This window comes from Rhodovulum viride (assembly GCF_003265965.1).
Classification (GTDB): domain Bacteria; phylum Pseudomonadota; class Alphaproteobacteria; order Rhodobacterales; family Rhodobacteraceae; genus Rhodovulum; species Rhodovulum kholense.
In genome coordinates this window covers 27,962-41,041 of sequence record NZ_MUAV01000029.1, presented here as the reverse complement: position 1 = coordinate 41,041, position 13,080 = coordinate 27,962, and the positions used below count along the sequence as shown (strand labels likewise).

Annotated in this window: 10 protein-coding genes and 1 pseudogene; 7 read left to right on the top strand and 4 right to left on the bottom strand. The window is 66.6% G+C overall.

The window, feature by feature from the left end; translation table 11 throughout:
* Positions 1-233, top strand: a pseudogene (locus BYZ73_RS18400) (IS5/IS1182 family transposase); the annotation flags it as partial.
* A 117-nt stretch (positions 234-350) separates the two neighbouring features.
* Positions 351-845, top strand: a complete 495-nt coding sequence (locus BYZ73_RS18395) for a hypothetical protein (protein ID WP_220086859.1) — start codon at positions 351-353, stop codon at positions 843-845.
* A gap of 278 nt (positions 846-1,123) precedes the next feature.
* On the opposite strand, the gene BYZ73_RS22450 is transcribed toward BYZ73_RS18395, so the two are convergent.
* Both BYZ73_RS22450 and BYZ73_RS18390 read right to left on the bottom strand, forming a co-directional pair.
* The gene (locus BYZ73_RS22450) at positions 1,124-1,372 is read right to left on the bottom strand and encodes a hypothetical protein (RefSeq protein ID WP_146176321.1); all 249 of its coding nucleotides are present in this window, start codon (positions 1,370-1,372) and stop codon (positions 1,124-1,126) included.
* A 539-nt stretch (positions 1,373-1,911) separates the two neighbouring features.
* On the bottom strand, positions 1,912-2,223 hold the full coding sequence (locus tag BYZ73_RS18390) for an ETC complex I subunit (protein ID WP_108028792.1): 312 nt from the start codon (positions 2,221-2,223) through the stop codon (positions 1,912-1,914).
* A 156-nt stretch (positions 2,224-2,379) separates the two neighbouring features.
* Here BYZ73_RS18390 and uvrB point away from each other — a divergent pair, with 156 nt between their 5' ends.
* A complete protein-coding gene (uvrB, locus tag BYZ73_RS18385; RefSeq protein WP_112317196.1) occupies positions 2,380-4,569 on the top strand; it encodes an excinuclease ABC subunit UvrB in 2,190 nt (729 codons plus the stop codon).
* Here uvrB and gghA read toward each other — a convergent pair.
* Together gghA and glgB are read right to left on the bottom strand one after the other, a co-directional pair.
* Positions 4,566-7,007 carry a glucosylglycerol hydrolase gene (gene gghA, locus BYZ73_RS18380; RefSeq protein WP_112317195.1) on the bottom strand — a complete coding sequence of 814 codons (2,442 nt, stop codon included), beginning with the start codon at positions 7,005-7,007 and terminating at the stop codon, positions 4,566-4,568. The two genes, uvrB and gghA, sit on opposite strands and share 4 nt — an antisense overlap.
* On the bottom strand, positions 7,004-9,214 hold the full coding sequence (glgB, locus tag BYZ73_RS18375) for a 1,4-alpha-glucan branching protein GlgB (protein ID WP_112317194.1): 2,211 nt from the start codon (positions 9,212-9,214) through the stop codon (positions 7,004-7,006). The genes gghA and glgB overlap by 4 nt, the downstream gene beginning before the upstream one ends.
* Before the next feature lie 280 nt (positions 9,215-9,494).
* Here glgB and BYZ73_RS18370 point away from each other — a divergent pair, with 280 nt between their 5' ends.
* From BYZ73_RS18370 to BYZ73_RS18355, 4 genes are read left to right on the top strand one after another with little or no spacing between them, the layout of a single operon-like run.
* Positions 9,495-11,048 (top strand): acyl-CoA carboxylase subunit beta, encoded by a 1,554-nt coding sequence (locus tag BYZ73_RS18370; protein WP_112317193.1) that lies wholly within the window; start codon positions 9,495-9,497, stop codon positions 11,046-11,048.
* 8 nt (positions 11,049-11,056) lie between these two features.
* Positions 11,057-11,443, top strand: coding sequence for an OadG family transporter subunit (locus BYZ73_RS18365; RefSeq protein WP_108028787.1), 387 nt, complete (start codon positions 11,057-11,059; stop codon positions 11,441-11,443).
* The gene (locus BYZ73_RS18360; RefSeq protein WP_108028786.1) at positions 11,440-11,829 is read left to right on the top strand and encodes a biotin/lipoyl-containing protein; all 390 of its coding nucleotides are present in this window, start codon (positions 11,440-11,442) and stop codon (positions 11,827-11,829) included. Before BYZ73_RS18365 ends, BYZ73_RS18360 begins: the two co-directional genes overlap by 4 nt.
* Before the next feature lie 13 nt (positions 11,830-11,842).
* Positions 11,843-12,991 (top strand): sodium ion-translocating decarboxylase subunit beta, encoded by a 1,149-nt coding sequence (locus BYZ73_RS18355; protein ID WP_215731181.1) that lies wholly within the window; start codon positions 11,843-11,845, stop codon positions 12,989-12,991.
* Positions 12,992-13,080: the final 89 nt, after the last annotated feature.

Genomic DNA, 13,080 nt, shown 5'->3' with positions numbered 1-13,080 from the left:
CACGAAACGAGATCCTGCGAGCATCGAAGCCCCTCGGCCGGGCACTCTGGCGGAACTGGAGCGGGTCCCACCGCCGGAGCAGGGTCGAAACGAAAACGAACTGCGTGAAACTGCTCGGCCAGAGGCTGATGTCACGGGACTTCGACCGCCAGGTTGCCGAAGTCCAGATCCGGGCGGCGGTCCTCAACCGCTTCACGGCGCTCGGCATCCCGCTCACCGTGGCCATGGGATAAGTGTGTCCGGGGAAAGGGGAACTGCGGTCGTCAGCTGATTTGCGCAACAGCGCCCCGGCAACCAACGCCCAACTCTTCTCTGTTGCCGTGCACCGGCTAATCGATATCCGCGCTTGGTTGGAGGATAGCGATGACAGCCCTTATCAGACATGGCGGCGCGCGGAAGCGGAAACGGAGGTGAGAAACCTCATCACCGGTCGCCTGAACGACTTGGCGAATGGGCGCTACACGTGTGCACAGGAGAACGAGATGCCAAACGCCCAGCGGCCCGATATTTGGGTCCAAGCGCCGGGCGTCACTCCCGTTCCGATTGAACTGAAGCTACTGGACAACGGTTGGGCGGGGCCGGATTTGTGTGAGCGGCTCCGAAATCAACTCGCTGGAGACTATCTCCGCGCTGAGGCAGGTGGCCGGGGTATCATGCTCCTCGTATGGCAGGGGCGGGTGGCCGATCGAAAGTGGCAAATTGGCGGCCACCGAGTTGATCTGAATGATCTGGAGTCCGCCTTGCAGGACTACTGGCATTCAATTGCTCGCGATCGGCCGGACATCGACGAGGTCACGGTCATCGCAATCGATCTCACTCGCCGCGGCCTGCGGTCGGATACCTGAGACGCTATGAAGCGCACTTAAGGAGCAACGCTCCGGCGGGGGCCGTCTGACGGGGCATTACGTGTTGAAGGTCCGCATTCGCGGAATAACCCAATTCGCGCTGCGACGCGGCGAATTCACACTTCCCGCCCTTCGAGCCAGGGCAGATCATCATGCAGCGCCGGGCGTGAGCGGTGACTATGGCCCTTGTAGCAAACCATTCGCTCCCAAGAGCGATGACGCTTCGTGTATTCGTAACTGGTGTTGAGCCCAGCACCCCAGGAAGCCCTCGGGAGGCGTCACTCAGGTCTGATCTCGCGCTGATGGCGAGCAAGTGGCGTGACCAGTCTTCGGCCGGAAATGACCTTCTGGCGCTTGAGGTGGATGAGGCCCCTTTCACCCGAGTCGAGGTCGACGTCGCCTCTACAGACGCGAGCAATGGCGTCGGCGTAGGCATCTGTTGCTGTGACGGGCACCTGACGATTTCTCCAACGCTGATATCGGTTCAGTATCGTAGCGACAGCTTGCGTTGACTTCTTGGTCTTCATCGGAGTTCCCACCGCATCCAAGCGACCTCTTGTCCAGGGGCTCACCATCGCAAGCCAGCCCCACTGCGCCATGCTCAGGCTCATACGGGGAGAGCACAACGGCACTCCGCTGGATCCGTGGCCCCACGCGACGAACCGCCGAATCCTCTCCATACGCGAAAGGCGCCGGAGCATAAGCGCCAGCGCCCCCATCACCGTCTTTCAGAGAGCAGCCCAGAGAAACCAGGCGGTACGTGTCGCCCCTGACACCCCTTGCGCAGACTTATGCTTCGGTTTGCGCATTCATCTGCTTTCTCTGACTACGCCTCGCCGAAGCGATCGGCCTCTCATTTCAGTGGCTTCAACAAGCGCAGCATGCGCACCTTCCACGCCAATCCATGCGAGAGCCGATGGTCGGTCGAAGCGTTTCACTGGACCAGATGCCGAAAGGAATAACCGCGAAGCCGAATGAAAGCGGGTACATCCACGCCCTTCAAAATAGACCTCGGCCGGATCATGTGGCCCATTCGGCCGCAACTTGATCCCGATTTACAGCGGTCTCAGTGGGTCCAGGCGCCGCGGCGGTTGACCGCGAAATTCTCGGAATAGCCCATCGGCCGGACGTTCGGCGCGCGCTTCTTCGGGCGCAGCACCACCGCGTCGATGCCATGGCGGCGGGCGTAATCCTCGGCCGCCTCGCGGGTTTCGAAGCGCAGGCGCACCTGCGACTGGGTGTCGTCCGAGCTGGTCCAGCCCATCAGCGGATCGAGTTCGCGCGGGCTTTGCGGGCCGAAATCCAGCACCCAGTGATGGGTCTTGGCCTGACCCGACTGCATCGCGGTCTTGGCGGGCTGATAGATGCGGGCACGCATGGGCATGTCTCCCTTCCGGGTTCTCTCTTCGTTGCTGTTATGGGGGCTCGGACGGCGCCTTGCAAGAGCCTGCATACCGCAGGATACCGCCCTACCCCCTTGAACCCCGCCCGGCCCGGGACAAATCTGGAGAGCCAGATCCCGGGAATCGCCACCATGCCTTCTTCGACCGAGCCCCATGCGCTTGACGCCCCCACCGTCGAGACCCGCCCCCGCGAAAAGCTGGAAGGCGGCAAGCGCTTCGTGATGCATTCGGACTTCGCGCCCGCTGGCGATCAGCCGACCGCCATCGCCGAACTGGTCGCGGGCATCACGCAAGGGGACCACGATCAGGTGCTGTTGGGCGCGACCGGCACCGGCAAGACCTTCACCATGGCCAAGGTGATCGAGGAAACCCAGCGCCCGGCGATCATCCTCGCCCCGAACAAGACCCTCGCGGCCCAGCTTTACGGCGAGTTCAAGGGCTTCTTCCCCGAGAATGCCGTCGAGTATTTCGTCAGCTATTACGACTACTACCAGCCCGAGGCCTATGTGCCGCGCTCGGATACCTATATCGAGAAGGAAAGCCAGATCAACGAGCAGATCGACCGGATGCGCCACTCGGCCACCCGGGCGCTGCTGGAGCGCGACGACGTCATCATCGTGGCCTCGGTCTCCTGCATCTACGGTCTCGGCTCGCCCGAGCTCTACATGGCCATGACCCTCGATCTGGAGGCGGGCAAGCTCTATGACCAGCGCGAGATCATTGCCGATCTGGTGCAGCAGCAATACCGCCGCAACGATGCCGCCTTCGACCGCGGGTCGTTCCGGGTGCGGGGCGACAGCCTTGAAATCTGGCCCGCCCACCTTGAGGATCGCGCCTGGAAGCTGTCGTTCTTCGGCGAGGAGCTGGAAAGCATCACCGAATTCGACCCGCTGACCGGCAAGAAGACCGACAGCTTCGACAAGGTCCGGGTCTACGCCAATTCCCACTATGTCACGCCCAAGCCGACGATCCGGCAGGCCATCACCGGGATCAGGAAAGAGCTGAAGCAGCGGCTGGCCCAGCTCACCGACGAGGGCAAGCTGCTCGAGGCCCAGCGGCTGGAACAGCGTACGCAGTTCGATCTCGAGATGCTCGAGGCCTCGGGCTTCTGCAACGGGATCGAGAACTATTCGCGGTACCTCACGGGGCGCGCCCCGGGCGAGCCGCCGCCGACGCTGTTTGAGTTCATTCCCGACAATGCCATCGTCTTCGCCGATGAATCCCACGTCTCGGTGCCGCAGATCGGCGGCATGTACCGGGGCGACTACCGGCGCAAGTTCACACTGGCCGAACATGGCTTCCGGCTGCCCTCCTGCATGGACAACCGCCCGCTGAAATTCGAGGAATGGGACGCGATGCGGCCGCAATCGGTCTTCGTCTCGGCCACGCCCAGCGCCTGGGAGCTGGACCAGACCGGCGGGGTCTTCACCGAACAGGTGATCCGGCCGACCGGGCTTCTGGACCCCGTGGTCGAGATCCGGCCCGTCGAGATGCAGGTGGACGACCTGCTGGACGAGGTCCGCAAGGTCGCGGCGAAAGGCTTCCGGACGCTCTGCACCACGCTGACCAAGCGGATGGCCGAGGATCTGACCGAATACCTGCACGAACAGGGCATCCGGGTGCGCTACATGCATTCCGACATCGACACCATCGAACGCATCGAGATCCTGCGCGACCTGCGCCTTGGCGCCTTCGACGTGCTGGTCGGCATCAACCTTCTGCGCGAGGGGCTGGACATTCCCGAATGCGGCCTCGTCGCGATCCTCGATGCCGACAAGGAAGGGTTCCTGCGCTCGGAAACCTCGCTGATCCAGACCATCGGCCGGGCGGCGCGGAATGCCGAAGGGCGGGTCATCATGTATGCCGACCGCATCACCGGGTCGATGGAACGCGCGCTGCGCGAGACCGAGCGGCGACGCGAGAAGCAGATCGCCTATAACGAGGAACACGGCATCACGCCCGAGACGGTGAAGAAGAATGTCGAAGACATTCTGGCCGGGCTTTATCAGGGCGATACCGACATGTCCCGCGTCACCGCGACGGTCGACAAGCCGATGCATGGCGGCAATCTCGAGGCCCATCTGGACGGGCTTCGGACCAGCATGCGCAAGGCCGCCGAGAACCTCGAATTCGAAGAGGCCGCCCGGCTGCGCGACGAGATCAAGCGGCTCGAGGCGGTCGATCTGGCCATCGCCGACGATCCGCTGGCGCGGCAATCGGCTGTCGAAGAGGCGGTCGAGGCCTCGACCCGGGCCAAAGGCCGCTCGACCGCCGGGCGCCCCGGGCAACGCGGCGGCGTCGCCCGACGGCGGGGCCGCTAGCCCGGCTCCCGCCGCGAGAAGACCAGCGCCATGGAATCCGTCAGAGTGATCGGCCCGCCCAGATAATCGGCCCCGATCGAGGGGGTGCGCAGCGCGATCTCCCAGCCGCCGCCCTCGATCCCCGGCACCGGCAGGCTCAGCGGGTCGATCTCGGCCGTGGGCTTGCCCTCCATATGCGTGACCGCGAAGATCTGTTCGCCCTCCGGCCCGTGCCGGAGCGCGGTGAAGAGCGTCCGCCCGGCAATCGGGCGCTGATAGTCGAACCGGTCGCGGGACCCGTAATTCGCGGCCAGCCAGGGCCGCTTGCGGCGGAACCCGCGCAGCGACAGACAGAACGCCGCCTGATCGGCATCGAGCGTCGGCAGCGAGTTCGACACGTTGCAATACTCGTGCATGTCGTCCATCCAGGCCCGCGCCATGTGCTTGAGCGCGGCCACCGTATAGACCTCGGGGCCGGCCAGCGGCGGTTCCGCCTTGTTCAGAAGCCGAGCGATTTCATCGAGATCGTATTCGGTCACCTCGACCAGCGCGGGCAGGAATTCGAAGAACCGCACCAGATCGGCCCGGGTCTCGAAGCCCATCTCTTTCAGACGGCGGAAATTGGCAGGCACCGAATAACTGTATTCGTCGACCTGCCATTTCAGGCTGATCGCCTCTTCGGCCACGACCTTCACGCCATAGCGGTCGTCCTGGTTGCGGATGAAGCCCCAGGAGGCCCGCGCCATGGCATTGAGGAAATCCATCGGCACGCCCGGCAAGGCGACATAGGTCAGCACATGGTTCGCCGGGTTGTCATAGGCCTTGTCGAGGATCTCCATCCGGGTGCGGCCCAGCCGGGTATTGACGTTCAGCTTGGGGCTGACCTGGGTGCCGCGCCTCAGCGTGTCGTGGTTCGAGGTGCCGGAAATCCAGTTGGCGCCGACCTCGAGGATCTCGCGGATGCGCCAGTACTTCGACATCCAGAAGGTGTAGAGGAAGGGCGTGTTATGGGCGAAGGTCAGGGGCCCCCACTGGAACACGTCGTCATCGGTCTGCGCCTCGATCACCGCGCGGTAATCCGAGGACAGTTCCCAGTCTTCCTCGGGCCAGGGGCGCCCGTCCTCGAAGATGAACCAGGGCCGGTAGCGGGTGCCCGCGGCCTCCTGCACCAGATCGGCCATGGATTGCAGATAGTCGTCGTCATGGCGCATGGTCTGGGTCGCGGTATCCCACCACTTGAAGTCCTGCGCCCCGTCGACCCGCACCCCGTCGGCGCCGAAATTCACCTTGCGCCGCTGCATTTCCAGCAAGATCGCCCGCACCGCCGGGTTCGGATAATCGAGGTTCTGGCCATACATGTTCGGCCCGGCGAAGAAATGGCTGTTCAGCGCCAGCAGCCCCTGATTGTCGGCATGGCCGAAGACGACATCGAGGATCAGCTTTTTCGGGGTGCCGGGGAAGTTGTGCAGCTCGGCCGCGAAATCGACCAGCTCGTCGGGGCGGCCGGTTTCCAGCAGCACCGGATTGACCGTGGCCATGCCGGAAATGACGATGTCATAGCCCCAGTTCGTCGTATCGGGGCGCAGCAGCGAAACCGTCACGCCGTCTTCGTCGCCATCGACCTCCTGCCAGAAATCGGGCCCCGCCTCATGCACGGTCGTCGGTTCCACCGGCAGAAGCTGCACGGCGTCATAGCCAAGGAAGAGCTTGTCGGCGGGTTCCAGCGGCAGCTCGCGCGCGACGCGTTCGGCCAAGCGGTGGTAATGGCGGGTGAGGCTCGCCAGCGTGCCCCCTGCCGTCGCGGTCGGCACATGGACCTGCAGGATGTTCGCGGGCGGGCCGAACTTGTGCGGCGCCTCGCCCGCGAAGGCCCGGAAATAGTCAGCATCGCCGCGTGCCGCCAGCATCGCCTCGACATCGTACAACTCGGCCGGGGCCATCGCGCCGAAGGGCAGCGACATCGCCAGCGGGTCGAGAATGCGGTGCCAGCCGCCCTCGGCATCGCGCCAGGCCAGCGCATAGAAATCGCCCAAAACCTCGCGCGTGCCCGCGCGCATGCCGGTGACGGCGGTGAAGCAATGCGCATCCTCGCGGATGACCGGCACCCAGGCCCGCTCGAAGCGCACATCCTGATGCGCGCGGGTCAGGTCCAGCGGCTCGACAGGGGTCAGCACCTCGAGGAAGATGTCGCCCGAGGGCACCCGCGCATCCTGCAATTCAGGCGTCCAGAAGCCGAAACAGGCGCGCCCTTCCTCGACCCGGCCGCCCAGCCTGCGGGCGATCCGGCATTGCGCCTCGAAGGCGGTCTCGGCGGTGGTCAGCGCATGGGTCGCGGCCTCGGCTTCCGCCCGGGCGGCGGCCTCGTCGAATTCGATCCGGTCCCTCAGGGCCACGTGGTCGTCCTTTCCATCGAAGGGGCTGTCGGGCGCACCGTCGCGGTCTGTCGCATCGTCCCTCATGCGCCGGGCTCATGCACGAGGATGACGGTCGAAAGCGGCGGCAGGAAAAGCCGGGCCGAGGCCGCCTGACCCTGGCACGGCCGGGCCTCGGCGGTGACGCCGCCCATGTTGCCGCGCCCCTGCCCGCCATAGATCCCGGCATCGGTGTTCAGCGCCTCGCGCCAGCGTCCGGGCGCAGGCAGGCCCAGCCGGTAGGCCGGTTGCTCGACCGGCGAGAAGTTGCAGACAACGACCGCGTTGGGGTCCTGAGGCCCACCGCGCCGGAGCCAGGCATAGACCGACCGGTCGGCATCGTCGGCCTCGATCCACTGGAACCCCTCGGGGCTGAAATCCAGCGCATGCAGCGCGGGCGTGCCCCGGTAAAGCGTGTTCAGATCGCGCACCAGCCGCTGCATCCCGGCATGTTCCGGCCTGTCCAGCGCCGCCCAGTCGAGGCTGCCCGCATAGGCCCATTCGGCCTCCTGCGCGAAGTCCTGCCCCATGAACAGAAGCTTCTTGCCCGGCTGGGCCCACATGAACCCGTAGAAGGCGCGCAAATTGGCGAATTGTTCCGCGCGCTCGCCGGGCATCTTGGTCAGCATCGAGCCCTTGCCGTAGACCACCTCGTCATGGCTGATCGGCAGGATGAAATTCTCGGAAAACGCGTAGGTCAGCCCGAAGGTCATCTTGTTGTGGTGATGGCGCCGATGCACCGGGTCTTCGGCCATGTAGCCCAGCGTGTCGTGCATCCAGCCCATGTTCCACTTGTAGCCAAAGCCCAGGCCCCCCTGATCGACAGGCCGGGTCACGCCGGGATAGGCCGTGCTTTCCTCGGCCGCGGTCAGCGTGCCGGGATGGGTGCCATAGGCCAGCGTGTTCATCTGCTGCAACAGCGCGATGGCCTCGTAATTCTCGCGCCCGCCATCCTTGTTCGGGACCCATTCGCCATCTTTCCGCGAATAGTCGCGATACAGCATCGAGGCGACCGCATCGGCCCGAAGCCCGTCGATATGGTATTCCTCCAGCCAGTACAGCGCGTTGGCCGTCAGGAAATTCGCGACCTCGGTCCGGCCGAAATTGTAGATCAGCGTGTTCCAGTCCTGATGGAAGCCCTCGCGCGGGTCGGCATATTCGTAAAGCGCGGTGCCGTCGAACTGGCCCAGCCCATGCGCATCGACCGGGAAATGCGCGGCGACCCAGTCGAGGATCACGCCCAGCCCCTTCCTGTGCGCCGCATCGACCAGATCGCGGAATTCATGCGGCGGCCCGTGGCGCACCGTGGGCGCATAAAGCCCGACCGGCTGATAGCCCCAGGACCCGTCGAACGGGTATTCGCTGACCGGCATCAGCTCGATATGGGTGAACCCCATCGCGGCGACGTAGTCGACCAGTTCCTCGGCCGCCTCGACATAGGAAATCGCCCGCCCGTCGGCGCGGCGCTTCCACGAGGCCAGATGCACCTCGTAGATCGAGATCGGGGCGCTCCGGGCATTGCGGCCAGCGCGGTCCTGCATCCAGGCGTCGTCCGACCAGCCATAGCCGCGCAGATCGTGCACGACCGAGGCATTGGCGGGCGGATGTTCGGACCCGAATCCCACGGGGTCGGCCTTCAGCGGCTGCAGCGCCCCGTCCGGCCCCAGAATTTCGTACTTGTAGCTGGCGTTCTCCCCGATGCCCGGCAGGAAGATTTCCCAGACACCGCTGACCCCGCGGCGCCGCATCACATGGCGCCGCCCGTCCCACTGGTTGAACGGCCCCACCACCGAGACGCGGCTGGCATTGGGCGCCCAGACCGCGAAATGGGTGCCCGCGACGCCCTCATGGGTCATCGCATGGGCGCCGAGCGCCTCCCACAACCGGTGATGGTCGCCCCGCCCGATCAGATGCTCGTCGAGCTCGCCCAGAACCGGGCCGAAACGGTAGGGATCGTCGGTCTCCCAGACCGTGCCCTTGGCAGCGGCGCGCAACCGGTAGGCGCCCTCGCCCGGCACCGGCCCCGAGAAAAGGCCTGCGCAGCCCGGCACCGGGGACAGCCGGTGGACGCCACCCGGGTCGGCCAGCGCGTCGACGGTTTCGGCCCCGGGCATCAGGGCGGTGACATGGCGGACGTCGGCAACGGCATGCGGACCCAGCACGGCGAACGGATCGCCATGGGTGCCCGACGCGATCCGGTGCAGGACGTCCTGCGGGGCGACGGGCCCCGTTCGGGATTGGATATCGGAAAGCATGTCCTAAACCCTAGGGACGCTCGGCCATTCTTCAACCGCCGGGGCGAAATCCCGCCGCCAAAGCGGGGGTCGGCGCCCAATGCGGGGGCATCTGCCCCGATTTTGGGCTTTTATCCGGGGGTTCGGGGGCGACTCTACGCCGCCCGCCCCGCGCCCGCCTTCCGTCCGGTCGCCTGTGGCGTGCCGGAAGACCTTCCGGTATACCCGGCAGGAGGGCCGGGCCGCGGTCCTGAAACAGGCCGCGCCGGTCCCCGGCACGGCCCCGAAGCGGAAGGGTGCCATGGCGATTTCCCGATCCCTTGCGGATGAACTGGACAAGCGGCGCGCGGCCGCTCTTGAGGGCGGCGGCCCGGCCAAGGCCGAGGATCGCCACGCCAAGGGACGGCTGACCGCGCGCGAACGGATCGATACGTTGTTCTCGGCCGGGACGTTCCAGGAAACCGGGCTGCACGCCCAGCACGCCACCCGCCATTTCGGGATGGAGAAGAAGTCGATCCCGGCCGATGGCGTCATCACCGGCACGGGATTTGTCGACGGTCGCCCGGTCGCGGCCTTCAGCCAGGATTTCGGCGTCGTGGGCGGGACGCTGGGCGAGATGCATTCGCGCAAGATCTGCCTCGTTCTGGACCATGCGCTGAAAGCGGGCGTGCCGGTCGTGGGCTTCAACGATTCCGGCGGGGCGCGGATCCAGGAAGGCGTCGGTGCGCTTTCGGCCTATGGCCAGGTCTTCTACCGCAACGTGCAGCTGTCGGGCGTGGTGCCGCAGATCTCGGTCATTGCCGGGCCCTGCGCGGGCGGCGCGGCCTACAGCCCCGCCCTGACCGATTTCGTCATCATGACGCGCGAACATGCCCAGATGTTCATCTGCGGCCCCGAGGTGATCCGCGCGGTCACCGGACAGGCCACGACGATGGACGAGATCGGCTCGGCCGAGGCCCATGCCTCGGTCGCGGGCAACATCCATTTCATCGCCGAGGACGACGCCCATGCGGTCGCGCTGGTCCACCGGCTCTTGTCCTTCCTGCCCTCCAACAACATGATGGACCCGCCGCACCGGATCGAGCCCGACCTGACGGTCGAGGACGACCCCGAGCTTGACGCGCTGATCCCCGAAGACCCGAAATCGGCCTATGACGTGCGCGAGGTGATCGCCCGGCTCGCCGACGAGGGCGATTTCCTCGAGGTGATGGCAGGCTTTGCCGCCAATATCGTGGTGGGCTTCGGCCGGCTCGGCGGCGTGGTGACGGGCTTCGTCGCCAACCAGCCGATGGTCAAGGCGGGCGCGCTTGACATCGACGCCTCGGACAAGGGCGCGCGCTTCGTGCGGCTTTGCAACGTCTTCAACATCCCGCTGGTGACGCTGGTCGACGTGCCGGGCTTTCTGCCGGGCGTGGCCGAGGAACGGCGCGGCATCATCCGGCATGGCGCCAAGATGCTGTTCGCCTATGCCTCGGCGACGGTGCCGAAGATCACCGTCATCATGCGCAAGGCCTATGGCGGCGCCTATCTGGCGATGTGCAGCCAGGACATGGGCGCCGACCGGGTGATCGCCTGGCCCACCGCCGAGATCGCGGTGATGGGGGCCGAGGGCGCGGTGAACATCCTCTACCGCAAGGATCTGGCCGAGGCCGAGGACCGCGCCGCGCGCGCCCGCGAGCTGGCCGCCGAATACCGCGCCGAATTCGCCTCGCCCTATCTGTCGGCCGGGCGGCTCTTCGTGTCGGACATCGTCCAGCCGCGCCAGACCCGCAGCGCCATCGCGCTGACCCTACGCGGGCTTCTGTCGAAACGCGAGACGCGCCCGCCGAAGAAACACGGCAACATCCCGCTTTAGGTCCGATCATGCTGGAAAACCTGTCCCTGATCGGAACCGGCTTTGCGGTGGTGCTGCTGGTCCTTGCGGCCCTCTGGGGCGCCTGCGCGCTGATCGGCCGGGCCTTCATCCGGGCCGCGCGCAAGGCCGAGAGGCCCGTCGTGGCGCCAGAGCCGCCAATCGCGCCGGGCGTGCCCCCCCATCACCTCGCGGCCATCGCGGCGGCGGTGGCCGAGACGCTCGGGCCCGGCCATCGCATCACCCGCGTCGCCGCCCCCGCCCATCGTGTCGACGGCTGGCCGCTTGAAGGCCGGATCGAGACCTTCGCCGCCCATCGCATCCGCACCGGATGGGGCCCGACCCGGCCCCGGCTGGGCGGCGAGACCCCGGACATCATGAGAGGACCGAAGCCATGAAGCGCCTGCGGATCACCGTGGACGGCACCGCCTATGACGTGACGGTGGAAGAGATCGAAACCGGCGCGCCCGAGACCCCGGCGGCCCCTGCCCGTCCGGCCACGGCCCCCGCAGCCGCCCCGCGCGCGACCGCCCCGGCCGTCGCCGCGGCCGCCCCGGCAGCCCCCGCCGAGCCCGGCGCGGTGCTGAGCCCGCTTGCGGGCACCACGGTCAGCGTCGCGGTCGCCGTCGGCCAAAACGTCGCCGCGGGCGATCCGCTGCTGGTGCTCGAGGCGATGAAGATGAACACCGATATCCGCGCGCCCCAGGCCGGGACCGTCAGCGCGCTTCACGTGGCCCCCGGCGCGACCGTGACCGAGGGGCAGGTCCTTCTGGTCCTGTCCTGAGGAGGCGCGTCCGATGCAGCCCGAACCGCTGAGCGCCCGGCTCGAACGCCTTTTCGACATGACCGCCCTGCCCGATGTCACCTGGCAGATGGCGGCGATGTGGCTGATCGTGGCGGGGCTGTTCTACCTCGCCATCTTCCGCAAGTTCGAACCGCTTCTGCTGGTGCCCATCGCCTTCGGCGCGCTGCTGGCCAACCTGCCGACCGAGGGGCTGGTGAACCCGCCCGCCGACGGCGTGGCGGGGGGGCTGTTCCATTACATCTCGCTCGGCGTCGATCTGGAACTGTTTCCGCCCCTGATCTTTCTGGGCGTGGGTGCGCTGACCGATTTCGGGCCGCTGATCGCCAATCCGCGCACCCTGCTTCTGGGCGGGGCGGCGCAATTCGGGGTCTTCGCGACCTTCCTTGGCGCCACGCTGATCGGCTTCACGCCGATGGAGGCCGGCGCCATCGGCATCATCGGCGGCGCCGACGGGCCGACCTCGATCTTTCTGGCCAACAAGATGGCGCCGCATCTGCTGGCGCCCATCGCCGTCGCGGCCTACAGCTACATGGCACTGGTGCCGCTGATCCAGCCGCCGATCATGCGCGCGCTGACGACCGAGGCCGAACGCAGGATCCGGATGCAGTCGCTGCGCCCGGTCTCGCGGCTGGAAAAGCTGATCTTCGCGGGGCTGGTGACGGTCGTGGTGATCCTCTTGGTGCCCGCGGCCTCGGCGCTGATCGGGATGCTGATGCTGGGCAATGTGCTGCGCGAAAGCCTCGTGACCGAGCGGCTGGCCAAGGCCGCACAGAACGAGGTGATCAACGTCGTGACGATCCTGCTGGGCACCTCGGTCGGGATAACCATGACGGGCGAGCGGTTCCTCAATGCCGACACGCTGAAGATCCTCGGGCTCGGGGTGATCGCCTTCGGGATCGCCACCGCCGCGGGTGTGCTGATGGCCAAGGCGATGAACCTGGTCAGTCGCACCAAGATCAACCCGCTGATCGGGTCGGCCGGGGTCTCGGCGGTGCCGATGGCCGCCCGCGTCAGCCAGATCGAGGGCCAGCGCGCCGATCCGGGGAACTACCTGCTGATGCATGCCATGGGCCCGAACGTGGCGGGCGTGATCGGGACGGCGGTGGTCGCGGGCTATTTCATCGCCCAGTACGCCGGTTGAAGCAGAGGCCTCTTGTCGCAGGCGGGGCGCTGTCGCCCCGCCGTTTTCACTGGACCTTTGCCAACCGGCGGGCAATGGGGCCTGCCTTC

Coding starts and splice junctions, on each gene's coding strand:
- BYZ73_RS22450 (WP_146176321.1), bottom strand. CDS start 1,372: ATGAAGACCAAGAAGTCAACGCAAGCTGTCGCTACGATACTGAACCGA.
- BYZ73_RS18390 (WP_108028792.1), bottom strand. CDS start 2,223: ATGCGTGCCCGCATCTATCAGCCCGCCAAGACCGCGATGCAGTCGGGT.
- uvrB (WP_112317196.1), top strand. CDS start 2,380: ATGCCTTCTTCGACCGAGCCCCATGCGCTTGACGCCCCCACCGTCGAG.
- gghA (WP_112317195.1), bottom strand. CDS start 7,007: ATGAGGGACGATGCGACAGACCGCGACGGTGCGCCCGACAGCCCCTTC.
- glgB (WP_112317194.1), bottom strand. CDS start 9,214: ATGCTTTCCGATATCCAATCCCGAACGGGGCCCGTCGCCCCGCAGGAC.
- BYZ73_RS18370 (WP_112317193.1), top strand. CDS start 9,495: ATGGCGATTTCCCGATCCCTTGCGGATGAACTGGACAAGCGGCGCGCG.
- BYZ73_RS18365 (WP_108028787.1), top strand. CDS start 11,057: ATGCTGGAAAACCTGTCCCTGATCGGAACCGGCTTTGCGGTGGTGCTG.
- BYZ73_RS18360 (WP_108028786.1), top strand. CDS start 11,440: ATGAAGCGCCTGCGGATCACCGTGGACGGCACCGCCTATGACGTGACG.
- BYZ73_RS18355 (WP_215731181.1), top strand. CDS start 11,843: ATGCAGCCCGAACCGCTGAGCGCCCGGCTCGAACGCCTTTTCGACATG.